The 25638-nt window shown below is 72.8% G+C and carries 20 protein-coding genes; 7 read left to right on the top strand and 13 right to left on the bottom strand.

The features are described 5' to 3' along the window. Positions 1 to 6: 6 nt before the first annotated feature. On the bottom strand, positions 7 to 381 hold the full coding sequence (locus tag AW27_RS26950) for a hypothetical protein (RefSeq protein ID WP_063890635.1): 375 nt from the start codon (positions 379 to 381) through the stop codon (positions 7 to 9). Between the two features lie 211 nt (positions 382 to 592). Next, the gene (locus tag AW27_RS26955) at positions 593 to 1405 is read right to left on the bottom strand and encodes a hypothetical protein (protein ID WP_037925652.1); all 813 of its coding nucleotides are present in this window, start codon (positions 1403 to 1405) and stop codon (positions 593 to 595) included. A gap of 294 nt (positions 1406 to 1699) precedes the next feature. Between AW27_RS26955 and AW27_RS26960 the strand changes: the two genes are divergently transcribed. Together AW27_RS26960 and AW27_RS26965 are read left to right on the top strand one after the other, a co-directional pair. After that, complete coding sequence (locus AW27_RS26960) at positions 1700 to 2407, top strand: LysM peptidoglycan-binding domain-containing protein (protein ID WP_078556844.1); 708 nt, start codon at positions 1700 to 1702, stop codon at positions 2405 to 2407. A 31-nt stretch (positions 2408 to 2438) separates the two neighbouring features. Further along, positions 2439 to 3428 carry a helix-turn-helix transcriptional regulator gene (locus AW27_RS26965; protein WP_037925653.1) on the top strand — a complete coding sequence of 330 codons (990 nt, stop codon included), beginning with the start codon at positions 2439 to 2441 and terminating at the stop codon, positions 3426 to 3428. A gap of 274 nt (positions 3429 to 3702) precedes the next feature. Here the strand turns inward: AW27_RS26965 and AW27_RS26970 are convergent, their stop codons facing one another. Continuing rightward, positions 3703 to 4773 carry a phosphatase PAP2 family protein gene (locus AW27_RS26970; RefSeq protein WP_037925654.1) on the bottom strand — a complete coding sequence of 357 codons (1071 nt, stop codon included), beginning with the start codon at positions 4771 to 4773 and terminating at the stop codon, positions 3703 to 3705. Between the two features lie 240 nt (positions 4774 to 5013). Then, entirely contained in the window at positions 5014 to 6129 is a 1116-nt protein-coding gene (locus AW27_RS26975) for a glycosyltransferase family 39 protein (RefSeq protein ID WP_052031144.1), read from the bottom strand. Positions 6130 to 6411: 282 nt separating this feature from the next. Here AW27_RS26975 and AW27_RS26980 point away from each other — a divergent pair, with 282 nt between their 5' ends. Together AW27_RS26980 and AW27_RS26985 are read left to right on the top strand one after the other, a co-directional pair. After that, a complete protein-coding gene (locus AW27_RS26980; RefSeq protein WP_052031145.1) occupies positions 6412 to 8067 on the top strand; it encodes an MFS transporter in 1656 nt (551 codons plus the stop codon). A 204-nt stretch (positions 8068 to 8271) separates the two neighbouring features. Further along, positions 8272 to 9441, top strand: a complete 1170-nt coding sequence (locus AW27_RS26985) for an acyl-CoA dehydrogenase family protein (RefSeq protein ID WP_037925655.1) — start codon at positions 8272 to 8274, stop codon at positions 9439 to 9441. 9 nt (positions 9442 to 9450) lie between these two features. Here AW27_RS26985 and AW27_RS26990 read toward each other — a convergent pair whose 3' ends face one another. After that, positions 9451 to 9900, bottom strand: coding sequence for a cell division protein SepF (locus AW27_RS26990; protein WP_030030440.1), 450 nt, complete (start codon positions 9898 to 9900; stop codon positions 9451 to 9453). Positions 9901 to 10184: 284 nt separating this feature from the next. Here AW27_RS26990 and AW27_RS26995 point away from each other — a divergent pair, with 284 nt between their 5' ends. From AW27_RS26995 to AW27_RS27005, 3 genes are all read left to right on the top strand, one after another. Continuing rightward, positions 10185 to 11561, top strand: coding sequence for a DUF5685 family protein (locus AW27_RS26995; protein ID WP_037925656.1), 1377 nt, complete (start codon positions 10185 to 10187; stop codon positions 11559 to 11561). 1201 nt (positions 11562 to 12762) lie between these two features. Next, a complete protein-coding gene (locus AW27_RS27000) occupies positions 12763 to 13647 on the top strand; it encodes a S1 family peptidase (RefSeq protein ID WP_037925658.1) in 885 nt (294 codons plus the stop codon). Between the two features lie 98 nt (positions 13648 to 13745). Next, positions 13746 to 14225, top strand: coding sequence for a hypothetical protein (locus AW27_RS27005; protein WP_037925660.1), 480 nt, complete (start codon positions 13746 to 13748; stop codon positions 14223 to 14225). Positions 14226 to 14250: 25 nt separating this feature from the next. Here the strand turns inward: AW27_RS27005 and AW27_RS27010 are convergent, their stop codons facing one another. The 8 genes from AW27_RS27010 to AW27_RS27045 all read right to left on the bottom strand — a co-directional run bounded on the left by AW27_RS27010 (position 14251) and on the right by AW27_RS27045 (position 25616). Beyond that, positions 14251 to 15147 (bottom strand): DUF4231 domain-containing protein, encoded by an 897-nt coding sequence (locus AW27_RS27010; protein ID WP_037926408.1) that lies wholly within the window; start codon positions 15145 to 15147, stop codon positions 14251 to 14253. 73 nt (positions 15148 to 15220) lie between these two features. Beyond that, the gene (gene fxsT / locus AW27_RS27015; RefSeq protein WP_106967651.1) at positions 15221 to 19222 is read right to left on the bottom strand and encodes an FxSxx-COOH system tetratricopeptide repeat protein; all 4002 of its coding nucleotides are present in this window, start codon (positions 19220 to 19222) and stop codon (positions 15221 to 15223) included. Next, entirely contained in the window at positions 19206 to 20597 is a 1392-nt protein-coding gene (locus AW27_RS27020; RefSeq protein WP_157840305.1) for a TIR-like protein FxsC, read from the bottom strand. The genes fxsT and AW27_RS27020 overlap by 17 nt, the downstream gene beginning before the upstream one ends. 43 nt (positions 20598 to 20640) lie before the next feature. Then, positions 20641 to 21483 carry an AAC(3) family N-acetyltransferase gene (locus tag AW27_RS27025; protein ID WP_037925663.1) on the bottom strand — a complete coding sequence of 281 codons (843 nt, stop codon included), beginning with the start codon at positions 21481 to 21483 and terminating at the stop codon, positions 20641 to 20643. Beyond that, on the bottom strand, positions 21480 to 23732 hold the full coding sequence (gene fxsBH, locus AW27_RS27030; protein ID WP_172671375.1) for a radical SAM/SPASM protein FxsBH, inactivated beta-hydroxylase extension form: 2253 nt from the start codon (positions 23730 to 23732) through the stop codon (positions 21480 to 21482). The genes AW27_RS27025 and fxsBH overlap by 4 nt, the downstream gene beginning before the upstream one ends. A 28-nt stretch (positions 23733 to 23760) precedes the next feature. Continuing rightward, positions 23761 to 23925 carry an FXSXX-COOH protein gene (locus AW27_RS27035; RefSeq protein ID WP_106967652.1) on the bottom strand — a complete coding sequence of 55 codons (165 nt, stop codon included), beginning with the start codon at positions 23923 to 23925 and terminating at the stop codon, positions 23761 to 23763. Between the two features lie 293 nt (positions 23926 to 24218). After that, the gene (locus AW27_RS27040; RefSeq protein ID WP_037925665.1) at positions 24219 to 24536 is read right to left on the bottom strand and encodes a hypothetical protein; all 318 of its coding nucleotides are present in this window, start codon (positions 24534 to 24536) and stop codon (positions 24219 to 24221) included. 177 nt (positions 24537 to 24713) lie between these two features. After that, on the bottom strand, positions 24714 to 25616 hold the full coding sequence (locus AW27_RS27045; protein WP_037925666.1) for an alpha/beta fold hydrolase: 903 nt from the start codon (positions 25614 to 25616) through the stop codon (positions 24714 to 24716). Positions 25617 to 25638 lie beyond the last annotated feature (22 nt).

The raw sequence follows: 25638 nt of genomic DNA on the forward strand, positions 1-25638 counted from the left end.
CCGGGGTCAGTAGCCCCGGCGCGGAGCGGGCGGCAGGGCCGCCGGGAGGTGTGTCATCCCGGTCTGGTGCTGCCGCCCGTCCGCGTATCCGAGGCCGCCCGCGTACGAGTAGGCGGGCTGGGTCTGGGGCTGCGACGGCGCCTGCGAGCCGTGGAAGGGCTGCCATTCGGACCGCTGCCACGGTGAGGCGCTCCAGCCGCTGCCGTACGTGCCGCCGGTGTGGCCGCCCCCGTACGAGAAGGCCGTGAACCCGAGGTCCTCCTCACCCGTACGGTCGCCCGGCAGGGCCCGGAAGGCGCGCAGGTACTCCGAGTACAGCGTGTCGTAGATCGGGGTGTGCGAGACGGCCGGCGAGCTGTCCCGATCCCGTGCGGGACGCATGGCGGGGACGGTGCTCGGATAGGACGGGGCGCGGGAGGAGTCGTATGGATGCACGTATCAGCCAACGAAACCGGCGCGCTGCGGATGCGGGGTGAAGAGGCCGGAAACACAGATCGCCGGGGGTGCGCGGGACGGACCGCACACCCCCGGCGCAGGGCCGCCCGGCCCCCACACTGGGGGCCGGGCGGTCGTCCACCGGTTCGGCCGGGGATCAGGCGCCGGGCGTCCCCGCCAGCGGCATCGCGGCGGCCACGAGCTTGCCCGCCGCGGCCGCCTTGTCCAGGGCGTCCCGCAGCAGGTCCTCGCGGGGCTGCTGGCCGATGGAGCCGACCGGCGCGGCGTAGATGAGCACGCGCTGGGTCTTCTGGACGGCGGTCCGCCAGCCGTCGGTGACCGACAGCGCCTGGTGCGCCTGCCACCAGGCGACCGGGCCGCCGCCCTCGGCGCCCGGCTGGAGCACGGCGTGCAGCTGCCCGGCCGCGAGCAGGACCGACCAGCCGCTGAGGAGGGTCGGCAGCTCGTCCGTGTCGGTCACCGGGATGAAGCCCTGCTCGATCAGGAGCGGCAGGAAGTCGTCGCCGGGGCCGTCACTGCCCGGGCGGGCGATCGGCGCGGTCGGCTCGACGACCAGGGCCGGGTGCAGCTCGCCGCCGATCAGCACGAGGCCGCTGGTGATGCCGAGGACGGCCTGTCCGCCGGGTACGTTCTGCGGCGCGGGCGCGCCCGTGTCCGACGCGGCGGCCGGGCTGTCACCGGTGATGCTGCGGACCGCGCCCTGGAGCTGTTCCTCGGAAACGGATACGACCTGCGAGGGGATGCAGGTGGCGTGGGCGAAGGCGAGGACGGCGGTCTCCTCACCGACGAACAGCACCGTGCTGGTGCGCTCGTTCTCGGGGTCGCCCGGAGTGCGGCAGGAGGTGCAGTCGTAACTGCGCGGCGCGTCGTCGCCGACGAGCAGCCTGTCGGCTTCTTCGTCGCCGATCTCGGCACGTACCTCATCACTGACGTCGAGCATGCGCGGCACGGGGTGGCTCCTCGGCATAGGTGCGGGTCCGGGAGGCTCCCGGCTCGCCGGGCACAACGCAGGAGCGGCAGCCGGGGTCACGCCATTTGAGGGAACGGATTCGAACCGGACGCCCGGAAGGGTGAACCGTGCGACCAGGGCTTCGGTTCTGTGTCAACTGTTGCCTGGTTGTGTGCAGTTGATGGCCGGGTGTGGCCGTTTCGGGGGGATCGAGCGGTCGGCCGACCGGGTGGGGCGGCGTGACCCGCCGCGTGGCGGTCCCGGGTACCGCGGAGGGCTGCGTAGCGTGACCCGATGCCCAGCCTCCGGATCCCCCGGGCCGCCCGCGCCGCCGCAGCCGCCGTCGTGCTCGCGTTCGTACCGCCCCCGGGGGCGGCGGAAGCGGCACCGCCACCGCCCGCGCCGGGCCCGGCCGGGGCCGCGCACCCGGGCTCGCCGGGCGTGATCGGGAGCGGGCCCGGGGACTGCGGACCGGGCGGGGAATGGCCCTGGGACTGCGTGGCCGACTGCGAGAGCGGCGGGCGGTGGGCGGTCAACACGGGCAACGGCTTCTACGGCGGGCTGCAGTTCTGGCAGCCGACCTGGGAGGAGTACGGCGGCCTGGCCTTCGCGCCGCGCGCCGACCTGGCGGACCGCGTCCAACAGATCCGGGTGGCACAGGAGGTCCTCGCCGCGCAGGGGTGGAACGCGTGGCCGGTCTGCTCGAAGCGGTACGGGCTCGCGGGGCGGATGCACACCGTGCGGAGCGGGGACACGCTCACCACGATCGCCCGCGAGCGACGGGTGAAGGGCGGCTGGCAGGCGCTGTACGAGGCCAACCGGGAGACGGTCGGACCGAAGCCGGAGTCGATCGCCGTGGGCATGCTGCTGCACCTGCCGGATCCGAAGCCGGATCCGAAGCCGGATCCGAAGCCGGACCAGAAGCCGGAGCCGGCAGTTCCGCCCTCGGCCGACGGCATCCCCGCTCCAGTGGGGCCGAGGCCTTCACCCACTCACGGCTGAGCGCCGCGGCACCCACTGGCAGACTCGGGGCATGCTCGAGACCTCCGCACGGCTGCTGCGTCTGCTCTCCCTGCTCCAGGCCCACCGCGCATGGACCGGCGCCGACCTCGCCGACCGCCTCGGCGTCACCGCCCGGACGGTCCGGCGCGACGTGGACCGGCTCAGGGAGCTCGGGTATCCGGTGAACGCGACTCCCGGGACCGGCGGCGGCTACCAGCTGGGGGCCGGCGCCGAACTGCCGCCGCTGTTGCTGGACGACGACGAAGCCGTGGCCGTCGCGGTCGGCCTGCGGACCGCTGCGGGCAACGGGGTCGAAGGCATCGGGGAGTCCTCGGTGCGAGCCCTGGCGAAGCTGGAGCAGGTCCTGCCGTCGCGGCTGCGCCGCAGGGTGTCCGCGCTCAACGAGTTCACCGTGCCGATGCTGCGCGGGGCCCAGCACTCGACCGTGGACGCCTCGGTGCTGACCGAACTGGCCTCGGTCTGCCGGGACGCCGAGCGCCTCCGCTTCGGCTACCGGGACCATGAGGGGAGCGTCAGCCGCCGCACCGTCGAACCGCACCGGCTCGTCTGCACCGAGCGTCGCTGGTACCTGGTCGCCTGGGACCTCGACCGCGAAGCATGGCGGACCTTCCGCGCGGACCGGATCGAGCCCAGACCGCCCCACGGGCCGCGGTTCACCCCGCGCCCGCCACCGGCCGAGGACCTCGCCGCGTATGTCTCCCACGGCGTCTCGCAGCGGGTCTACCCGGCCCGCGCGGTGGTGCGGCTGAACGTATCGCAGCAGGAGGCGGCGCGGATCGTCACGCCGAGCGACGGCGTCCTGGAACCGATCGACGCGCATGCCTGTCTGCTGCGCACGGGGGCCGTGAACCTGGACGTTCTGGTGATTCACATCATGCTGCTCGGTTGTGAGTTCGAAGTGGTCGAGCCGCCCGCCCTCACGGACCGGATGAGGGAGCTCAGAGATCTCCTGGGCAGGGCCGTGGCGGCCGGAGAAGTGACGGGAATGCAGCGGAGCTGAGGGGGATTCAGTAGCTTCGGACCAAGGGGTGCGTGGAAATGTGGTAAGGGAATTCCGTGGTTCTCGGGGGGAATTCGAATACGTCTGCGGCCCGGGCGTGTCGCGGTGCGGTAAACAATGGGCGACTGTAGATATTCTGTGACACAAGCGTGACCCGGGATGGACGAACGTCCGGGCGCGGCGCTGACGAACGCCGAAGGCGGGCCGGGTCGATGACCCGGCCCGCCTTCGCGCCGTGGGGGCGGCCGGTGCGTACCATCCCCGTCCTGGGCGGTCAGCCGCCGGCGACCGGACGGGCCGCGGTGCCCCGCGATCCGGTCCGCTCGGTGTGTGCGGGATGCGCGGGGCGGCGGCTGCCGGCCGGGGTGGCCGGGGTCCGCTCGGAACGGATCAGGTGCGGTCGGTTGACCGGGTGTACGGCAGGACGGTGCGCCGGGGAGTGTCCCGCGGTCCCGGCCCCGCCGGACGCGGTGGTCGCCGCCGGCTCGACGACGGCCCCGGTGGCGGGCTTGAGCTGCCACTTGCCGCCCGCGGAGAGCAGCGGGGTGAGCGCGGAGACCACGGGTGCGGGCATCCGCCCGGTCTCGGCCCGGCGGCGCAGGAGCTCGCGCAGGTCGAAGACGTAGGCCTCGGTCCGCGCGATGAGCGGCTCGAACCAGGGCAGGGCCAGCAGGATCAGAAGACCTGCGGACCAGCCCAGCAGGACGTCGCTGACCCAGTGCGTGCCGAGGTACACGGTGGTGGCGCCCACGCTGAGCGAGACGACCGCGGACACCACGGACAGCACCCGCCGGGTGACCACGGTGGACGCCAGATAGGCCAGGATTCCCCAGGTCACGACGGCGTTGGCGGTGTGGCCGGAAGGGAATATATCGCCGCCCGCGAAGAGTTCGGCCGAGCCGATCTCCGTGGCGTAGTGCGGGCCGAGCCGCCCGAGGCCCAGTTTCACGGACCCGACGGTGACGTTGAGCAGCAGCAGCGCGACGCCGAGGGTGATCAGCGGGCGCAGGGTGTGCTGCCGCCAGGAGCGCCAGCCGAGCCAGGCGGCGACCATGACCGCGGTGGGTCCGCGCTGGCCCAGTACGACCAGGTAGTCGAGGAAGGCGTGCAGCTGCGGCCACTGCTCGTAGGGCCGGAAGAACATGATCTGCCAGTCCAGGCGGACCAGCCAGGACGTGGTCAGCACGGCCACGACGATGGCGAGGTAGAACGCGAGGGTCGATCCCAGGAGCACGACGCGGTGCCGGCTCATCTGCGGAGTCTGCAGATGAGCCGGTCGCTCTGGTTCCCGGTCCAGCCGGGCGAAGACCCGCTCCAGACGGGTCAGGATTTGATCGGTACGCACTCAATCGACGTTACCGCGCGGGGATGGTCGGCCCGGGCGAATCTCGGGCTTTGTGATGACCATGTGATGTGGAGTTGGTCTCACGCGGGCTCTAATTCCCGTTATTCCGCCAGGGGTTGGATGCTTCTCGATCCGGCGTCGGGTAATTGTTTGGGCCGCTTATTCGGGCTTTATTGCCGCAGGTCGATTACCGTGCCCGCGGGCCGCCGGAAGCGTCCGCTCCGGCGGTCGGCCGGGGGCCTACGGGGGGCCCGAGCCGTTCAGCCAGAACGCTCCGTACACCGCCGAGCCGAGGGCGGCCGCGCCGAGCACCAGCACGGCCCGCCGGGTCCGCCACCGGGCGAGTGCCACCGCAGGCACCAGCATCAGCGGGAAGGCCGGCAGCAGCAGCCGCGGCTTCGAACCGAAGTACCCCGACGCGCACAACGCCAGCGCCACGACGATCCCGCAGTACACCAGCAGCGGCACCGGCTGCCGCTGCCGCACGCACGCCGCGTACAGCCACAGCACCAGCACGACCCCGGCGATCAGCCCCAGCCCGGCCGGGAAGGCGGCGGAGGCCAGCTTCGCACCGACGAAGCGGGCGAACGCCCAGCCGCCGTCGAAGCCGTTGCCCCAGCCGGCCTGCACGTCCAGGTACCCGAGCGGGCCGTCCCCGGTGCGCGCGCCCACCCACAGGACGTACCCGGCCGCGCCGGCCGGAGCCGTCAGCGCCCCGAGTGCCATCCGCCACGACCGCTCCCCCCGCCGCCGGGCCAGTGCGACGGCCACCCAGATCGCCGCCACGACCGCCGCGCCGACCGGGCGGGTGAGACCGGCCCCGGCGGCGAGCAGGCCCGCCGTCAGCCACCGGCCGCGCAGGGACCCGTACAGCGCCCATGCGGCGAGCGCGGTGAACAGCGACTCGCTGTAGGCCATCGACTGCACGATGCCGACGGGCAGTGCCGCCCAGGCGGCGACCGCGAACACCCCGGTGCGGCGGCCGTGGAGCAGGTCGGCCACCGCAAAGATCCCCCACGCCGCGGCGAACCCCGCGACCACCGACACCACCAGGCCCGCCGAGCCGTGGGAGAGCCCCGTCGCCGCCGACACCGCCCGCTCCAGCCATGGCAGCAGCGGGAAGAACGCGAGGTTGGAGTGGACGTCGCCGTTGGGCAGGGCGATCTCGTAGCCGTACCCCTCGGCGGCGATGCGGGCGTACCAGAGCGAGTCCCACCGGGCGGACAGCAGCGTGTGCGGGCTGCTGCCCGCCACCGCGCTCCACACCGTGAGCACGGCCAGTCCGAGCAGCCGGACCGCCGCGAAGACGGCGAGCGCGGGCGCGGCCCGGCGAAATCCAAGATCTTCCACGGGCATGATTATCGGTGGCGTCCGACCTGGGTCGACGCCGAGAACCACGGACCGTGAGCGGGCGTGTACGCGGGGGAGGGCTTCGGGTGGGGGAGTGGCGCACGCCACATGGGGGGCGCTGCCGCTATGAGAGCTTGGCCACGTATCGGGCACACGAACTCGCGTACGCTGACCGTTCACTCGCGTGTCGATGCCGGACCCCGTTGGATGCCGCACAGCGCACCGCCCCCCGCGGCTCCGCCAGACGCTGGTCCACCGAGCGCGGGGGATCACCTGGGAGGTACATGCATGGCGGGGACGAACGCGGCCACGGCCGGGACCCCTTCGCCCTGGCGGCGGCTGGGAGCGGCCTCCGGCGGTGCCAACCGCTGGGTCGTCCTGGCCGTTCTCTGCGTCAGCCTGGTCCTCGTCGCGCTCGACGCGACGATCCTGCACGTCGCGGTTCCGTCCGTCACGGAGGACCTGAGGCCCGGCCCGATCGAGCTGCTCTGGATCGTCGACGCCTACCCGCTGGTCTGCGCCTCGCTGCTGATCCTCTTCGGCACCCTCGGGGACCGGGTGGGCCGCCGCCGCATCCTCCTGCTCGGCTACGGGCTCTTCGGTGCGGCCTCCGCGACGGCGGCTCTGGCCGACAACGCCCCGGTCCTCATCGCCGCGCGCGCCCTGCTCGGCATCGGCGGCGCGATGATCATGCCGGCCACCCTGTCGATCCTGCGCCAGGTCTTCCCCGACCGGCGTGAGCGGGCTCTGGCCATCGGCATCTGGACCGCCGTCGCCGCGGTCGGCGCGGCCAGTGGGCCGGTCCTGGGCGGCTTCCTCGTCGAGCACTTCTGGTGGGGCTCGGTCTTCCTCATCAACATCCCGCTGATGGCCCTGATCCTGCCCCTCGGCCGCTGGCTGCTGCCGGAATCGCGCGGCGGCGCGGACGGACCGTGGGACGTGCTCGGCGCGCTGATGGCCGCCGCCGGAGTGCTCGGCGCGGTGCTCGGGATCAAACGGCTCGGCGCGGAGCGGCACCTGCTCGACGCGGAGGCGCTGGTCCCGCTGCTGCTCGGCGCGGTGCTGCTCGTGCTGTTCGTACGGCGCCAGAAGCGGCGCGAGCACCCGCTGATCGACATGCGGATGTTCTCCCGGGCCGCCTTCTCCACCTCGGTGGCCTGCATCGTGCTCGCCATGCTCGCGCTGGTGGGCCTTGAGCTGATCGCCGTCCAGTACCTCCAGCTGGTGCTGCACCTCAGCCCGCTGGAGACCGGCCTGCGTCTGCTACCGCTGACCTTCGCGGCCATGGCCGCCGGCGCCACCGGCTCCTACACCCTGGCTCGGGTCGGGCCGCGCACCATGGTGTCGCTCGGCTTCGTGCTGACGGGCTGCGCCGTGCTGCTGCTGACGCTGATGGGCCAGCAGGACCGGCCGGTGCTGTTGACCGCCGGCTTCGTCCTGCTGGGCTTCGGACTGCAGACCACGCTCTTCGCCGCCTACGAATCGATGCTGAGCGAGGCCCCGGCCGAGACCGCGGGCGGGGCGGCCTCGATCGGCGAGACCTCCTACCAGTTGGGCGCGGGCATCGGCATCGCGCTGCTGGGCAGCGTGATGAACGCGGCGTACCGGCCCGGACTGGCCTCGGTGCCGGGGGTCTCGGCCGCGGACTCGGCGGGCGCCGCGAACTCGCTGGGCGAGGCCTACCAGATCGCCTCGGGCCTCGGCGGTCCGGCGGGAGCCGCCCTGTACGCGGCGGCGCGGCACTCCTTCGTACACGGGCTGCACGTCACGCTGCTGGTGAGTGCGGCGCTGCTGTTCGCGGGGGCCGTGATGGCGCTGAAGCTGCCGAGGGCGATGGAGTGCGGAGCGGCCGAGGAGACCGGGGAGGGCGAGCCGGTGCGGCTGCCCGCCCAGGCGAAGGGCGAGGCGCAGGCGCGGCCGGCCCCGGTCGAGCAGGCGGGCTGACGGGACCGCCCCGCCCACCGGTGCGGCGCGGCCGCCGGGGTGTCGGCCCCGGGCGGCCCCCCCGCCCGAACTCCGACGGGGCTGCGAGGGCGCGGGCCGGCCGGCGCCGGAAAGCGGGGCTGGATTTGCCCGCCGCAGCCCCATAGCGTCAGGTGGGCGCACACCCGTGCGCCGCTGGTTCCGCTCAGGCCGCCGGGAGGCCCCGTGTCCTTCGTACCCACCGATCCGCTCGGGCTCGACGAGCTCCTCGGGCCCGAGGACCTCGCCGTCCGGGACACCGTCCGCAGCTGGGCGGCCGACCGCGTGCTGCCGTACGTCGCCCAGTGGTACGAGAGCGGGGAGCTGCCCGCGATCCGCGAGCTGGCCCGCGAGCTCGGCGCCATCGGGGCGCTCGGGATGTCCCTGGAGGGGTACGGGTGCGCCGGTGCCAGCGCCGTGCAGTACGGCCTGGCCTGCCTGGAGCTGGAGGCGGCCGACTCCGGCATCCGCTCGCTGGTCTCCGTGCAGGGGTCGCTGGCCATGTACGCGATCTGGAAGTACGGCTCCGAGGAGCAGAAGCAGCGCTGGCTGCCCGGCATGGCGGCCGGCGAGCTGATCGGCTGCTTCGGGCTGACCGAGCCCGACGTGGGGTCGGACCCGGCCGCGATGCGCACCTACGCCAAGCGCGACGGCACGGACTGGGTGCTGAACGGCCGCAAGATGTGGATCACCAACGGCTCCGTCGCGGCGGTGGCCGTGGTGTGGGCGCAGACCGACGACGGGATCCGCGGCTTCGCGGTGCCCACCGACACCCCCGGCTTCTCCGCGCCGGAGATCAAGCACAAGTGGTCGCTGCGGGCCAGCGTCACCAGCGAGCTGGTCATGGACGAGGTACGGCTGCCCGCCGACGCCGTGCTGCCGCTCGTCACCGGGCTCAAGGGGCCGCTGGGCTGTCTCAGCCACGCGCGGTACGGGATCGTCTGGGGGTCCATGGGTGCGGCGCGGGCCAGTTTCGAGGCCGCGCTCGACTACGCCAGGACGAGGGAGCAGTTCGGCAGGCCGATCGGCGGCTTCCAACTCACCCAGGCCAAGCTGGCGGACATGGCGCTCGAACTCCACAAGGGCATCCTGCTCGCCCACCACCTGGGTCGGCGGATGGACGCGGGCACCCTGCGGCCGGAGCAGATCAGCTTCGGCAAGCTCAACAACGTCCGCGAGGCCATCGAGATCTGCCGCACCGCGCGGACCATTCTCGGCGCCAACGGGATCTCGCTCGAATACCCCGTCATGCGGCACGCCACCAACCTCGAATCGGTCCTCACCTACGAGGGCACCGTCGAGATGCACCAGCTGGTGCTGGGCAAGGCGCTCACCGGTCTGGACGCCTTCCGGTGAGAGCCCCGCTCAGCTCTGGTTGAAGAAGTCGCGCGAGCGGCCGCCGGGCTCGCCGCTCACGATCTGGGTGTCGGCCGGGGTCAGCAGGAAGACCCTGGTCGCCACCCGCTCGATGGAACCGCGCAGACCGAAGGTCAGTCCGGCCGCGAAGTCGACGACGCGCTTCGCGTCGGTCGGGTCCATCGACGACAGGTTGACGATGACCGGGACCCCGTCGCGGAACAGCTCGCCGATGCCGCGCGCGTCCCGGAACCCGTCCGGGGTGACGGTCGCGATCCGGCGGCCGTGCTCCACGGCCGACTCGGAGGCCACCTTGACGCGGGGGTCGGTCACCCACTGGTCACCGGGGCCCGCGACGGAACCGTGGGCGGCCTCCGCGTAGTCGTCGTCGTAGTAGCGCTCGTCGTCGCTGTCCTCCACGAGACCCAGCCAGGCACTCGCCTTGCGCACCGAACCCATGGACTGCCTCCTTTCACCGCGGTCAGTCTGTCTTTCTCTCCGCTGCCCCTATGCTCGTCCATGATGCTGACAACGCGCCAAGTGGATAGTCGCCGCGCAGGGGTTTCGTGACGGTACTGGTGCAGAACACCCGTTGCACGGTCAAGGATCCTGGTGGCTACCGCTGCTGACTGAGTGAAAATAAGACCGCCGCCGCCGTACGGGTGGGCCGCGGGGGCGTACGGGTGAAACGCGGGTCGATACGATGCCCGCCAGGCACGCGTACGACACACGGGGGAAGCAGCTTGTTCGGCATAGTCAGACCGTGCACGCACCGGCTGGGAGAGCGGTTCAGAGCGGAGTGGATGGCCCATCTGTGCGGGCTGTGCCTGGCACTTCGGGGAGATCACGGGCAGTTCGCCCGGATCGTCACGAACTATGACGGGTTGCTCATCTCTGTTTTGACGGAGGCTCAGTCCGGTCCGGCACCCGGCAACCGGCGCACCGCGGGCCCCTGCCCGCTGCGCGGGATGCGCACCGCCGCGGTGGCCAACGGCGAGGGCGCCCGGCTCGCGGCCGCCGTCTCGCTGGTCCTGGCCTCCGCCAAGGTGCGCGACCACGTGGCCGACCGGGACGGGCTGTTGGCCCGCGCCCCGATCGCCGCCGCCGCGCGCAAGGTGGCCCGCGGCTGGGACCGGGCCGGTGCGCGCACCGGTGCCTCGCTCGGCTTCGACACCGCGGTGCTCGTGGACGCCGTCGACCGGCAGGCGGGCATCGAGACCCTGGCCGGCCCCGGCACCCCGGTGCTCGTCGTGACCGAGCCGACGGAGACCGCGACGGCCGCCGCCTTCGCGTACACCGCGCAGCTGGCCGGCCGGCCGGGCAACGCCCCGGCGCTGGCGGAGGCGGGCCGGTACTTCGGGCGGCTCGCCCACCTGCTGGACGCGGTGGAGGACCGGGTCTCCGACGCGCAGGCGGGCGCGTGGAACCCGCTGACCGCCACGGGGACCCCGCTCGCCGAGGCCCGCCGGCTCTGCGACGACGCCCTGCACGGCATCAGGCTGGCACTGGGCGAGGTCGAGTTCGCCGACGCGGGGCTCGCCCACCAGCTGCTGGTGCACGAGCTGCGCACCTCGGTGGACCGGGCCTTCGGAACCATGAGCTGCGGCCACACCGCCACCGCCTCGGCCGGGCAGGGCCCGAACCCGTACGGCGCGAACCCGTACGGCGCGAACCCGTACGACGGCGGGAACGGCGGCAACCCCTACGGCGGCAACCCCTACGGCGCGGGCTCCCGCGGGGTGAACACCCCACAGGCGCCGGGCGGCCCGCCGCCCGCGAGGTCCGGCGGCGAGTCGGGTGGCGGGTTCGGCGGCGACGGGTTCGGCGGCGGGGGTGACGGGTTCGGCGGTCTCGGCGGCGGGAGCCGGCAGCCGCAGCGCCCGCGCCGCGGCCTGCTGGCCGGCTGTGCGGTGGCCATCGGGCTCTTCTGCACCTGTCAGATCTGCTGCACCGAGCACGAGGGCCCCTGGTCGCGCAAGAAGCGGGACCCGTGGTGCGACTTCTGCGAGTGCTGTGACTGCTGCGGGCCGAACTCCTCGGGGGCCGGGGGTTCCGGAGGAGGCTCCGGTGGTGGCGACGGCGGCTGCTGCGACTGCAACTGCGGCTGCTGTTGCGACTGAGTCCGCCGAGTCCCTGAATTCGCGTCAGCTGCACGCGCCCGGACGGCGTATGCCGGGATTCCCGTCCGGGCGGGCGTGGAAGGGCTGAGCGGGATGAGCGATGACGCAGACGATCCGCACGCGGCCGGGCGGATGCGGCGCGGGCGCGGTGCCGTGACGGAGGGCACCGCACCCGTCCGGCGCGACCTCCTCGCGCCGGGTGGCCTCCGCCCCGCCAACGGATACCCGGAAGGTCGAATTCCGGCCGTTCCGGCCCCACGAGACCCCTCCTCGGGCCGCTGCCCGGGCCCCGGCCCCCGCGGCACCGGGCACCGTGCCCCGCCGTGTCTCCCGGCGTACCGCGTGGGCCCGGCGGGCGGGCGGCCCACCGCCTCGCCGACCCGGGGAGGCCGCACGACGTCCGACGCCGCGGGGCCCGCGCCCGGGATGGCCGGCGGCGCCGGGCGCAGGGGTTCCCGCAGTGTCCGCGCCGGCGCCGCGCCCCGGACCGCCACCCCCGCCGCGGACCGCGCGCCGCGCGGCGGTGCGCCCGCCGCGGACGGGTCCGTCCCGGCCGCCGGGTCCGTTCCGCCGGCACGGTTCCGGCTTCCGTCCGCGCCCCTCCGGGCGGCCGCCGGCCGGCACGAAAAGCGTTGGGCGGCGGGTGCCTTCGTCCTCGTCACCGGCGGTGCCGAGCCCTTCCGGAACGTACCCGCGACCCCGCGGCCGGGACGTTCCCGGTCGTCCGCGAGCGACCGCACCGTCCCGGCGGCGTACTCCGGGGGGTGCTCGCGCGGTTCCCGCGGAGAGCCGCTCGGCCGCCCGGCGGGCGCCGGGGTGGTGCTGCGGGCCGCCAGCGGCGTCCCGTGCCGGTGCGGCCGTCACCCCGCGGGCCGCCCGCGGGCCGGCATATCCGGGGCGCGGGGCGCCGGTGCGGAGGCGGCCGGACCGGATCCCGCCGCGCCACCCGACCGCGCCGTCGCGCACTCCTTCCCCCGCCCCTCGCACCGCCCACCGGAACACGCAGCCCCGCACGGTGAGAGGCGGCGCGGGGAGGCCGAAACCCGCTCTTGCGACCGGTATCCGACGACAGGACACTCCCGACAGCGCTTGTCAGGGGCACGGCCAGAGTCCATGCGCCCGCCGTGCCCCCGGCTGCGCCTCACGGGCTCCGGCACCCCCACGACCGTCGGGCCCCCGACCCTCTCCAGGAGGACGAAAAGTGAGGATCAAGCGCACCACCCGCAACAGGCTGCTCGCGGTGGCCACCGGCCTGGCCGCCGCCGCAGCGCTCGCCGCTCCCAACGCGGCGAACGCGGCCCCGAAAGACGGAGGATTCAGCGCCGACCGGCTCGCCACGGCCGGCGCCTCCGTCCTGCGGGCCGACGTAGCGGGCACCGCCTGGCACGCCGACCCCGCCACCGGCACCCTCGTGGTCTCCGCCGACTCCACCGTCTCCGCCGCCGCCCTCGCGAGAATCAAGCGTGAGGCCGGAACCGAGGCCGGAGCCCTGCGCATCGAGCGCATCCCGGGCAAACTCACCAAGCTCGCCTCGGGCGGGGACGCCATCTACGCCAACAGCTGGCGCTGCTCGCTCGGCTTCAACGTCCGCAGGGGAAGCACCTACTACGCCCTGACCGCCGGGCACTGCACCGACGGCGCGGGCACCTGGTGGACCAACTCCGCCCGCACGAACGTCCTCGGCTCCACGACCGGGTCGAGCTTCCCGAACAACGACTACGGCCTCATCAAGTACGCCAGCAACACGCCCACACCGCCCGGGACCGTCGGCAGCCAGGACATCACCAGCGCGGTCAACGCCACGGTCAACATGTCCGTGACCCGGCGCGGCTCCACCACCGGCATCCACAGCGGCCGGGTGACCGGCCTCAACGCCACCGTCAACTACGGCGGCGGCGACATCGTGTACGGCATGATCCGCACCAACGTGTGCGCCGAGCCCGGCGACAGCGGCGGCCCGCTCTACTCGGGCACCCGCGCCGTCGGCCTCACCTCCGGCGGCAGCGGCAACTGCTCCTCCGGCGGTACGACCTTCTTCCAGCCCGTGGTCGAAGCGCTCAACGCCTACGGGGTCAGCGTCTACTGACCGATGCCCCGCGCGCCCCTGTCGGCACCCTGGACGTCCTCCCGCCTTCTGAGAGGATGTCCAGGGCGGCCGTGTCCCCGGGGGAAGCAGGTTCCTGCATGAAACGCATTGGCGTGACCGGGCACCGGTCCATCCCGGACGCGGTGCTCGGCCATGTGGAGAGCGGCCTGCGGACCGTACTGGGCGGCCACGAAGGGCCGCTGGAGGCCCTCTCCAGCCTCGCCGACGGAGCGGACCAGCTCTTCGCGGCCATCGCGCTCGAATGCGGCGCCGACCTCACCGTGGTGATCCCCAGCGAGGACTACGAGGAGGGCTTCGACGGCGCCGAAGCGCTCGACCGCTACCGGCGGCTCAGGCTCCGGGCCACCCAGGAGATCCGGATGGACTTCGCACGCTCCACGGACGAGGCCTACTACGCCGCGGGCACCTACATCGCCGACTCCTGCGACCGGCTCGTCGCCGTCTGGGACGGCCGGCCCGCCCGCGGCCACGGCGGCACCGCCGAGATCGTGGCCTACGCCCGGGCCCTCGGCAAGCCGGTCACCGTCCTGTGGTGCGAGGGCGTGACCCGGGACTGAGCCACCCCCTCCCACCACCGGTACCTCAACTGCTGTGCCGGGCCAGCCAGTCCGTGTGCTGCGGCGAGACGTACCGCTCGGTCTCGTACACCGACGAGGGCCACTGGGACTCGGTGATGGTCGTCTGCATCACCACCATCATCGCCGCGAGGTCCTGCTCGATCAGCGTGTGCGCCTCGATCAGCGGGTGGTGGCGGCGCACCTCGTTCCAGGCGATGCCGGCTGCCGCCGCCGTGCTCAGCAGCCCCGTCAGACCCGCCCCCGGACCCGAGCCGAACGCCCTCATCAGGGCGAACAGCAGCGCCAGACAGGTCAGGAGGACGATCGTCCACGACCACAAGGCCGTCGCCCGCCGGGACACCTCCGTGCGCCGCCGATACCAGTTGCGCTGCTCGATCAGCCGGTCCCGGACGTACGTCTCCCGCCGCACGTGGTAGTTCGTGCCGCGCAGCCGGTGCATCGCGCCGGTGATCTCCGCGCCCTCCGGCACCGCGCCGGCCGTGCGCGGATCCTCCCAGCCCATCTTCCGCAGCTCGGCCAGCCCGGCCTCCAGACGGGTCCGGTAGGTCTCGCCCGGATCGTCCACGTCACTGCCGAACGGCGCACCGTGGACCGCGTACCGCCAGGCGAGCGACTTGATGAACTCCGCCGCGCTGCGGTTGAGCTGCCACTGCGGGCGGGCCCGGCGCCTGGTCGCCCGCATGCCGACGACCAGCACCCCCGCGTAACAGAGCACGCTCAGCAGCGCGAACAGGTGCAGCGAGCCGAGCTCCGGCCCCGGCGGCAGCGCGGCGGCACCCGCAGCCGCGACGAGCAGCAGCAGTTGGCTCCTCGTGGCCTGCGTGGACTCCCGCTGCCGGGAGATCGCCGCCTGGTCCGTGTGGTGGAAGAGGGCCGGCAGGTCCTCGTTCCGAAAGGTCATGCTGTCGGTCACAACGCCCCCCTCGAATCGGGTGGCCGGCGACAGGGCCCCGGCCCCGTCGCCCGCCGTCGGATCACACGGCGAGGGGCTCCAGGTCCCGGTGGACCCGCCGCTCGTCCCGTGCGTACCGGGTCAGGCTGTGGTCCTCGCCGAGCATCCTGGCCAGTTCGACCACCGCCTCGGTCCGCACCCGGGCCGCTTCCTCCGTGCGGCCCATCGAGTCCAGGCTCACCGCCATGTTGGAACTGCTCGCCAGGGTCTCCGGGTGGAGCGCACCGAGCGCCTCGCGCAGCCGCGGCACCGCGAGGCGCTCCAGCTCCAGGGCCCCCTCCGGGTCGCCCTGGTCGGCCCGGGCGTTGGCCAGGTTGATCGTGGCGAAGGCGGTGTGCGGGTGATCCGCGCCCAGCACCTCCCGCATCAGCCGGATCGTCTGCCGCAGCATCACCTCCGCCTGCTCCGCCGCCCCGGTGCCCCAGAGGAAGACCGCCAGGTTGTTCACGGCCGCGAGCGTGTACGGGTGCCGCTCGCCCGGGACCTTCATGTACTCGTCCACCGCCTCCTGCGCCAGGTCCCGCGCCCCGCCCGGGTCGCCGGTCGCGAACAGGTCCGAGGCCAGGTTCAGTTCGCAGGAGAGCAGGTCCGGGTTGACCGAGGTGTACTTGGCCCGGTAGCGGGCCCGGGTGGCCGTGGTGAGCCGCAGGGCGTCCTCCAGCTGGCCGGCCCGGCGCAGCGACACCGCCAGGTTCTTCGCCGCCGACAGGGTGCCGGGGAAGCCCCGCCCCAGCGTCCGCTTGTAGATCTCGTACGTCCGGCTGAGCAGCTGCACCGAGTCCTCGTACCGGCCCACCTCGCGCAGGTCGCGGGCGAGGTTCTGCGCGGACGACAGGGTGTAGGGGTGCTCCGGGCCCAGCACCTCCGTGCGCAGGTCGTACACCTCCTGGTCGATCTCGCGGGCCCTGCTGTACTGGCCCACCAGCCGCAGGTTCAGCGCCAGGTTGTTCGCGGCGGCCAGGGTGCGCGGATGCGCCTCGTGGAAGATCTGGCTGAACCCCTCGTGGGCCTCGGTCGCCAGCTCCATGGCCTGCGCGTACTGGCCCAGCGCGCCCAGCGTGTTGGCCAGACCGCTCGTCGTCATGTAGGTGTGCGGGTGCGAGGGGCCCAGGACCGCCTTCTGCCGCTCCAGGGTGATCTCGTCCAGCTCCTTCGCCTCCACGAACCGGCCCTGCGAGCGCAGGATGTTCGACAGGTGGAAACGCAGGTACAGGTACTGAAGGTCGTCGTTGCCCAGCATCTCCTTCCAGGCCTCGCGCAGCTCCTCGCCGAGCTGGTAGGCGGCCTTGAAGTCACCGCGCTTCCAGAGGTAGCGGACCCGGTCGATCAGCAGCCTGCGCGTCTCCGGTTCCTTGCAGTACCGGGCCTCGGACGGGGTGAGGTGCGACCAGATGGTGTTGAACCGCGGCCACGTCTCCGGGTTGTCGATCGGCTCGTCGTCGTCCGGCCGGGCACCGGCCAGGATCCGGTGGACGGCGTGCCGGGCCTCCCGCTGCTCCTCCTCCGGCATCTGCGACCGGATCACGGCCTGCACCAGCCGGTGCACCTGGATGCTGTTGCTGACCTGGTCGACCTTGGCCAGCGCGAACCGGCCGATCTCCCGGATCACCCGGCCCAGCACCAGCTTCTCCTGGAGCGAGGCGTCGTACGGCTTGAGGGCGTCGATCATCTCCTTGCTGTAGAGCAGGTTCGCCGAGATCGGCTCGGGCGCCAGGAAGGCACACAGCTGCAGCAGCCGCACAGCGGCCGGCGAACGGGACTGGAGCCGCTCTATGGAGATGTTCCAGGTGGCGGCCACCGGCTCCGGGTATCCGGGCGGCTGGTTGAGGGCCAGCACGCTCGCCGCCTGCTGGGCCAGCTGCTCCAGGTACGCGGCCACCGGGGTTGCGGTCTCCGCGATCCAGGCACCCGCCTGCTCGACCGCCAGCGGCAGGTCGCCCACCGCGATCGCCACCTGCTCGGCGTCGTCCGTGGTGAGCCCGGGGGCCCGGCGCTGGAGGTGCTCGACGGACTCCTCGCGCAGGAACACGTCCACCGGGAGCGCGTCGCCGTACTGCGACCAGGACTGGTTGCGGGAGGTCACCAGCACGTGCCCCGGACCGCCCGTCGGGAAGAACCGCTTCAGGGCCTCCGGATCGTCCGCGTTGTCGAAGACCAGCAGCCACCGGGAGGAGGGCACCCCGCGCCGCAGCAGGTCGATCGCCTCCTGTGAGGCGGCCGCCATGTCCTCGCCCGTCTGCACCCCCAGCCGTACGGCCAACTCCGCGAGCGCGGCGACCACGTCGTCGGTCTGCTCCGAGGAGATCCACCACACCAGGTCGTAGTCGGCCATGAACCGGTGCACGTACTCCAGGGCCACCTGGGTCTTGCCGACGCCGCCGAGGCCGAACAGGGTCTGCGGCTGCGGGAGCACCACGGCCATGCCGCCGCCGAGCTGGTCGCGCATCCGCTCCAGCACCATGCTGCGCCCGGTGAACCCGGGATTGCGGGGCGGAGCGTTCCAGATCTTCGGAACCGTCCCCGGGAAGCGGGGCCCGGCGTGCGAGGAGCCTGCCACGCTGTCCGGCAGGGCCATGGGCCGCTCCACCGCGCGCAGCAGGGCGGCGGTGGCGTGCACCTCGTCGAGCCGGAAGAGGTCCACCGGGTTGCGGTCGATGTACGGCGTGGACAGCCGCACGTCGCCCACCCTCAAGGGCACCAGCTGGCGCCGGCCCCCGGTCGGGTCCTCGGCGGCCGCCCGCTCCCACACGTCCACGGCCCGGGCGGACTTCAGGTAGGCCGTGGAGAGCAGCACCACCGTGCGCGCGGCGGTGTCGACGCTGATGCCCGTGCCGCCGCCCAGGGTGTCCCCCGCGGAGCCTGTGCCGCCCGACGGCGGCGGCCGCTCGGCCGAGACGTCCTTGGGCACCACCCGGAAGCCCGCCCGGGTGAGCACCGACTCGATCCAGTCGGCCCACATCCGGTTCTCGGCGACATAGGACAGGAACAGGTCGGCCGGCAGCGCCGGGCGGCGCCGGGTGAAGGCGTCCCTGATGCGCAGGCGGACCTCCTCGCCGATGGCGGGCATGGAGGTGATCTCGCCGTCGGTGACCACGGCGGTCAGCCGCTCGAACGCCGAGAGCAGGGAGTTGGTCAGCCCGGCCTCGTCGCCGAAGGTGGCCAGCGTCTCCTCGTAGGCGTAGTACGGCCGGTAGGGGATTTCCACCGCGCCCCAGTAGGACGTCAGCTCGTCCCCGAGCAGGCCGCCCGGGAACCGGTCGAACTTGAGCCGGGCGAGCGCCCGGCCGGCGTCCGCCTTCTCCTTCTCGCCCTCGTCGATCCGCATCGGGACCGGGTAGATCTTGATGCCGCGGTCGTTGAAACGCTCGTCGATCTGGCGGGCCACGGCCGCGGCGCCGTCGATGGACTGGTCGGACAGGGTGAAGCAGTCGACCAGGACGTCCGGGAGGTGAACGGTGCAGATGTCCGCGATGTCGGACAGACCGGTACGGCTGTCGATCAGGACGTAGTCGTAGTTCCGCTTCATGTCGGCGCGTAAGGCGTCGAAGAACAGGCCGCCGCCGAGCCGGTCATAGAAGTTGTCCCAGTCGAAGGTGGACACCGTCGCCGAGTACTCGCGGTTCTGCCGTCCCGCCGAGACGAAGTCCAGGGTGCCGCCGTCCGGGAACTCCCAGCCCAGGATCTCCGGCGTGAGCGAGACCGCGTGCGGCTGGATACGCGCGTAGTCCTTGTGCCAGTCGTCGGCACGCGCCACCGGACTGGTCGCGGCCCACGCGTACTCGCTGATCAGGTCGATCACCCCGGTGGTGGCCCCGAGCGTGGAGGGGTCGAGGAAGGGGTGGAAGAAGCGGTGCAGGCCCGGGGCCTCCAGGTCCCAGTCCACGGCCAGCACCCGCTTGCCGTTGGCCGCCAGGATCCAGGCGGTGTTGGCCAGCGCCATGGTGCGGCCCGTGCCGCCCTTGTACGAGTAGAAGGTGACGATGCGCCCGTCACGGCCTTCGCTGCTGTCACGACTCGCTGTCATCCGCGTCCCCCCGGTCGGTGTCGTTGCTGTCGTTGCCGTCGTTGTGGCCGCCGAACGCGTCGGGCGGAAAGGGCGCCCTGGGCGGGGAGGACGCAGGCCCGTCCATCCCCATCGGCCCCAGTAGCCGCGGTCGTTCGATGCGGGTGTTCCCGGCCGGCAGGTAGACCTGGGCGTGTCTGAGGAACTGCTGCGCCGCGGCCTCGACCACCTGGGGCAGGATCTGTCCGAGGGTCTCCATGTTGGCCACCCCGTTGGCGGCGGCCCGGCAGGCGGCGCGGCCCTGTCCCATCTTGACGGGCAGGGTCTCCTCCAGCCGCCGTGCCAGTTCGAGCTCCTTCGCGCGGCTCTGGCGGTCGTAGCGGTTCCACGGCACGACCACGTTGACCCAGGGGCGGGACTCCTGGTCGAAGGCGGCCAGGCGCTGGCGGCGGTGCTCGTCCTCCACCACCCAGCGGTCGACGATCAGGATCTCCGGCCGGGTCGGCGGCTGCTTGCTGTCGTAGTGCCCCGCCTCGTCGTCGAAGGAGCCGATGCTGGTCTGGTAGTTGAGGTTCTTGACCAGGTCCTCCGCGACGTACGCGATGGGCCGCTGGGCCACCGGATGGTACGGATTCCACTCCAGTGCGCTGTCCCCGTAGTACTCGGGGCTGCGCCCGTCCGGCAGGTCGTGCCGGGAGGCCGCGGCCACGGTCACGTGGAGGGTGCGGGCGGGGCTGCTGCCGGTGGGGCCGAAGGCGCTCGGCACCCCGCGGTAGTCCAGCGGGCGGACGGGTTCGAGCCGGACCGTCTCGGCGACCCGGACGATGCGTTTGGCGAGCTCGTACACCGCCCGCTCGTACTGCTCGGCGTACCCGCGCAGTTTGATCAGCCCGTACAGCCCGTCGGTGACATAGCGCTCGCCGAAGGTGTTGTGGTTGAACTGCAACCGTTCGGCCGGGCCCGGCAGTTGCGAGGGGGGGACCGGCACCCACAGCGCGGGCACGATGGCCTCGGCCGGCTGGTTGCTCAGCGCCCCCTGGTGGATCGCCCGCTGCGCGAAGGCGTACCACTCCTTGCCGCACATCTCACTGGCGAAGTACCGCGGCGAGAACAGCGGGACGAAGACCCGGCAGGTGGCGAGCGCCGCCCCGAGCCGCTCCGACCAGCCCTCGCCGCTGCGTATCTCCCGGTCCATGAAGCCGGCCTCGGCCCCGGCGGGCAGGTCCGTCAGCGCCATGACATGGCTGCAGAGATCACGGAACAGGCGCTCCACCCACATGTCGGGGTCGGGCCCCCCGGCCCCGAACCTCGGTGTATGCGCGTAACTGAGAAAAAAATACGGCTGCACTGATGCGGGCACACGCCCCCCGTCTCGAAGATGCGAGCGAAGAAACATCATTCCGGAGCTGCTTCGCCACATCCCCTCATCGTTCAGTCAATCAGCATCGGTTTTCGGTCATCCAGTCAAGGGCGTGGTCAACGGCTTCCGGGACGGAGAAGAGCATGGCCGACGCCCCGCCGACCCGCCCCCTGCGCACCCGCGAATCCGGGAACGCCCTGCCGATCTCGGCGAAATCGCCGTCATCCAGTGCGACGTCCTCGTATGCGGTCCACTCCCCCTCCTGGCGGGACCCCTGATACCCCTCCGAAAGATTCACCTTCACCACACACTCGTACATGCGCAAGGGGGGCTTCGGAATTCGATACTCCGCGAGATGGAAAGCGGTGCAGACGGAAAACCCCACATTGATCATCAGTACCTGTCCGCCCTCCCAGCACAGCTTTCCCAGGGGTGACTCCTCACCCAGGTGGCTTTCCAGGCGGTGCCCGTCGCAGAGCCGCTCCGCGTCCGCGCCGAGCGCGGCGAAAGAGGTCTGCGGGTGGGAGCTGCGTGCGGCGCCCGGTGCGGTGCGGACGGCCTCGGCGAGCGAGCCCATGCCCTGGCTGGGGGTGCTCGCCGGGTCGAAGGCGGGCATCCGCTCGACGAAGGCCCGCACCTCGGCCTCGTCCATCCCGGCGATCCGCTCCAGGTGGGCGTCGGAGGTTCGGGAATTCTGCGGGGTGAACGCGGGCACGACCAGGGTCCCGCGCGGGCCCAGGACGCCCGTCAGGGCGTCGCGCAGCTGCTCGGCGCGCAGCCCGGTCCCGCGCAGCGAGGCGTGGACCAGGAGCTGCATCCCCGGCCGTACGCCGAGCAGCCGCAGCTGCACCGCGAGCTGGAGGGTGCCCGCGGCCCGGCGGCCCCGCCCCGGTCCGGACGGGGCGGGGGAGTGGCCGCTCATGCGTCGACCGCCTTCAGCTCGTAGCGCAGCTCGGCCACCAGCTGTTTGCCGGTGACCGTCAGCTCGGCCGCGGCCGAGAGCCGGTCCAGGGCCTCGTGGATGAGGTCCGAGCCGCCCGGCTCGGGCCCCGCGGTGGCCCGCCGGTACGCCTCCACCGCCACCCGCTCGTGCACGTCCGCCAGCAGCCGTGACACGGGTACCGGGCGCGACCGCCACGGCGACGGGTGCTGCCACTCCCCGTCCAGCGCGTACAGGTCGGTCACCTCGGTCAGGGCGCGCAGCCGGGTCCGCCGCCGTCCGGTCAGCAGCGCGAGCGCGGTCTCCCGTACGCCCGCCGCGTACGGCACCCCGAGCGCCCCCGGCCCGTGCCGGCCGGCCTCGCCCCAGCCGCCGGCCCGCGGGCCGCCCGCGAGCGGGGTGAGCGTGGTCAGCCCGACCGCCGCCGCCCGGGCGAAACCGGGCACCGCCTTGTGCAGCAGCGCCCAGGCCCGGTCGAGCCGACCGCGCCACTCCTCGGTCTCGCCCGCGCCGAGCCGGAGCCGGGGCGGGCGGGGGAAGCAGTTGCGGTAGGGGTCGAGGTCCTCCAGCGCCACCGGCGCCGCGCCCGGGCCGGGAGACCAGGTGCGTACGGGCTGCCAGCGGGCGTCGCCCGCCGCCGGTCCGAAGCGGTGCTCGGAGCGGCCGTCCCGGGCGGCGTAGCCGTCGTCGGTGACGCGCAGGGAGGCCCGGCCCTCGGTGCCCGGCTCCCCGAGCCGCAGCAGGCCGAGCGTCGGCAGGTACACCTCGCCGTCCCGGTAGGCCACCTCGGCCGGCAGGTCCAGCCCGCCGCGCAGCACGGCCGCGGCGGCCAGCGCGGTGAGCCTGCGGGCCGCCTCCGCACCGCCGGGCCGGCCGTCGCGCGCGGCGTCCAGCGACGCTAGCACCCAGGTCCGGGTGTACGGGTGGTCCAGTACGGCGTCCAGCGCGTCGGCGCCCGTCTCCCCGGCCCGCTCCACGGCGGCCACGAGCTCCCAGGCGTGCGCCCATGCGGGGTCGCCGGCCAGGTCCGTGTTCAACCGGGCCAGCAGGATCCGGGTCAGCTCCTCCTGGGAGCGGGTCAGTTCGGCCGGGTCGGACAGCTGCGGGGCGGTCTCCCGGTGCGCCGTGCGGCCCTCGACCCCGTCGACCAGTTCGCGCAGGTCGGTGCAGTACACGGAGGGGTTGTCGAAGCCGTTGGGGTCGCGGTAGCGGTGGGTGTAGAGGCCGCCGCCGCACGAACGTACGACGGGGCAGCCGCGGCACGACTCGCTGACGCCCGCCAGGCCCAGCTGCCGGGCGCGGACCCCGGGATGGGCCGCGACCTGGTCGAGAGCGTGGTCGAAGACGTTGAACCCGGTGGCCGCGGCCCCCTCGAAGGCGCTCTTGAGGGAGTCCACCTGTTCCAGGGTGCCGTCGGTCTCGACGACGACGAGGTCGGTGGGGGCGAGGCCGAGCGACTCGGTGAGGCTGGGTCCGCCGCGCAGCGTGGACAGGAGGGACTCGAAGAGGCGGACGGGGACCGGGCGGCCCAGCCGCTCCCAGTGGTCGAAGACCCGCAGGAGCCAGCGGGCGTAGGCGTCCGGGGCGTCGTCGGGCCGGGCGGGCGGCGTTTCCCAGGTGGCGTGCGGGAGGAGGAAGTCCACGCGTGGGGGTTCGAGTTCGACCAGCGCGTCGAGCACGGCGACGGGGTCGTTGGCCACGTCCACGGTGCAGAGCAGGCCTTGGTAGAGGTGGCGGTAGGGCGCGGAGCGCAGCAGACCCACGGCCGCGAGGACCAGCGGATGGCTCGTCCGGCCGTCCGCGAAGCGGCGGTGGCGGTCGTTGGCGGCGCGGTCGCCGTCGAGGGAGACTCCGACCCGGACGCCGTACTCGGCGAAGAGGTCGAGGTATCGGGTGCTGAGCTGGAGCCCGTTGGTGTGGATGCGCAGGTCGAGTGCGGCGATCCCGGTGAGCGCCCGGCTGAACTCCTCGCAGACGAGTCGGAGCCGGGCCGTGCCCGCCAACAGGGGTTCCCCTCCGTGGAGAATCACCGTGACGGAGGGGAGAGCATGGTCACGGGCATGTTCGGCGAGCCTCGACGCGGTCTGTGAAACAACCTCCGGCGAGATCACTTTCGGCCGGGCTCGCCAGCTCTGATCTGCGTGTTCGTAGACATAGCAATGATCACAAGCAAGATCGCATCTGCTGTGAACTTTCAGGACGATCTCGCGAAATGCGATCAGGCCGGTCATTTGGCCAGTCTAGAGCTCTCGCTCCGCCTCAGAGTGCGGAGTTGAAGATCGGTGCCTGAACCGGACGGCCGGATTCTGCCGGGAGCACGCGATCGAGCGTCGCGACCGCGGACGCGGTTTCGATGTCGATCTTGGCGAGCGGGACCCGGCGGGCCTTGACCGTGCTGGTCGGGGGGGTTGCGGAAGTGTTCACGACACCGTCCTCGGGGAAGCCATAGGGAATGGGCATGTGAATGACAAACAGCGGCGTGCTGCCGTCAAGCGTGGACTTTACTAGGCCACACCCCATTGGCAACCGAGACATGACGCCTGGTCAACCGTTCTATAGCGAGTGAGGCGTATTTCCCGAGGTGGCTTGTTCGGCCGTTCGCCGGACGGCAAGATCCAATTCTTCCGGCGGTGGAACCGGCAGGGGTTCGCGCCGGGCCGGACAGGGCTTCCGGGCGGGCCCGGCGCCGGGCGGGAACCACCCGTGACCTGGGCATTTCAGGAGGCGGTCGAAGTCCTGGCCGGCCCGGAGGCGGTGGTCACCGGCCCCGACGCGGGGTCAGGAGCCGCCGCGATGCCCGTCGAGGCCGCGGAGACCGCCCGGCCCGAGGGCCGGGGTTCGGCTGCGGCCGGCTGCCTGCCGTCGCCGCCGAACAGCAGAATGAGGACCGTGACGACCGCGGTGCCGGCGCCGATCGCGCCCACGAGGTCGCCCTTGGGTGCGGTGCCGGACCGCGAATGCTTGTGGACGGCGTACCCGACGAGGAGTCCGGCGCCGAGTACCGCCATGCCGATGTCGTCGATGTGCAGGATCATGGGAGTGGCCTTCCAGGCTGGTGGAGTTCCGCCATGTCGAGCCGCATGCCGGCTCGGGGTAGGCGGACTTTAGAGGGCCTCACGCCACTTGCAACCTGATGCATGGCGGCTGATCAACCGTTCGACGGCGAGCGCGGCCACGTGCCCCTCGGAGGGGCCTGTGAGGGTGAACTGCCCTCAGGCGGGCTGCTGTTCGCTCAGCTCCGGTGCGGGGAGGTCGCGCAGCAGCCAGTTGAGCACGTCGGGCAGTGCGCGCAGGGCCGCGAAGTGGGCGGCGGTCGGCTCGATCGTGGCGGTGGCCCCGGGGATCCGGCGCGCCAGCCAGCGGGAGTGACCCACGGGGGAGAACACGTCGAGCTCCCCGTGCCAGATCAGTACCGGACAGCGGATGTCGGCCGGGTCGAAGCCCCAGGACCGGCTGGAGGCGAGGACGTCGTCGATCCAGCCGTACGCCGAACGGCGCAGCCCCTCACGGTAGTTCCGCAGCAGCATCGACCGCAGCCCGGCGTCCGAGACGATCATGCGATCGTTGGCGGTCAGTTCCCGGCGCAGTTCGTCCAGCAGCCGCCCCGGGTCCTTGCGGATGCCGGCGGCGCGCGGGATCAGCCGGGCGGCCAGTTCCTCGGGGTCGGCGAAGGCGGTGGTGTACTCCTTGACGTTCGACGCCGCCATCCCGGCGAACCAGTCCAGGTCCTCCGCGTCCCGGGGAGCCAGCCCGACCATGGCCGCGGTGCGGGTGACCCGCTCCGGCAGCAGGGCGGCGCAGGCGAGGGCGCCGGCGGCGCCCCCGGAGCGGCCCGCCACGGCGAACCTGTCCAGACCGAAGGCGTCGGCCACGGCGGCCACGTCGTGGGCCACGTCGGCGACGGTGCGGCCCGGATGACGGTCGGAGCCGCCGTAGCCCGGTCTGTCATAGGCGATGAGCTGCATCCGGCGCTGGTAGAGGACCATGCCCCGGGGGGCCGGTCCCAGGCGGCTGCCGGGCATGCCGTGGAGCAGGAAGACGGGTCTGCCGTCCGGATCGCCCCAGCGCTCCACGGTCAGAGCGCGCCCGTCCGCTGTGCGCACCTGATCGCGCACGCGCTCCCTCCCTCACGATCGG

It is taken from the genome of Streptomyces sp. PCS3-D2, assembly GCF_000612545.2.
Classification (GTDB): Bacteria; Actinomycetota; Actinomycetes; order Streptomycetales; family Streptomycetaceae; genus Streptomyces.

Coding starts and splice junctions, on each gene's coding strand:
- AW27_RS27040 (WP_037925665.1), bottom strand. CDS start 24,536: ATGATCCTGCACATCGACGACATCGGCATGGCGGTACTCGGCGCCGGA.
- AW27_RS27020 (WP_157840305.1), bottom strand. CDS start 20,597: ATGTTTCTTCGCTCGCATCTTCGAGACGGGGGGCGTGTGCCCGCATCA.
- fxsBH (WP_172671375.1), bottom strand. CDS start 23,732: ATGACCGGCCTGATCGCATTTCGCGAGATCGTCCTGAAAGTTCACAGC.
- AW27_RS26950 (WP_063890635.1), bottom strand. CDS start 381: ATGCGTCCCGCACGGGATCGGGACAGCTCGCCGGCCGTCTCGCACACC.
- AW27_RS26990 (WP_030030440.1), bottom strand. CDS start 9,900: ATGGGTTCGGTGCGCAAGGCGAGTGCCTGGCTGGGTCTCGTGGAGGAC.
- AW27_RS27005 (WP_037925660.1), top strand. CDS start 13,746: ATGAAACGCATTGGCGTGACCGGGCACCGGTCCATCCCGGACGCGGTG.
- AW27_RS26965 (WP_037925653.1), top strand. CDS start 2,439: ATGCTCGAGACCTCCGCACGGCTGCTGCGTCTGCTCTCCCTGCTCCAG.
- AW27_RS27010 (WP_037926408.1), bottom strand. CDS start 15,147: ATGACCTTTCGGAACGAGGACCTGCCGGCCCTCTTCCACCACACGGAC.
- fxsT (WP_106967651.1), bottom strand. CDS start 19,222: ATGACAGCGAGTCGTGACAGCAGCGAAGGCCGTGACGGGCGCATCGTC.
- AW27_RS27025 (WP_037925663.1), bottom strand. CDS start 21,483: ATGAGCGGCCACTCCCCCGCCCCGTCCGGACCGGGGCGGGGCCGCCGG.
- AW27_RS26960 (WP_078556844.1), top strand. CDS start 1,700: ATGCCCAGCCTCCGGATCCCCCGGGCCGCCCGCGCCGCCGCAGCCGCC.
- AW27_RS26975 (WP_052031144.1), bottom strand. CDS start 6,129: ATGCCCGTGGAAGATCTTGGATTTCGCCGGGCCGCGCCCGCGCTCGCC.
- AW27_RS26980 (WP_052031145.1), top strand. CDS start 6,412: ATGGCGGGGACGAACGCGGCCACGGCCGGGACCCCTTCGCCCTGGCGG.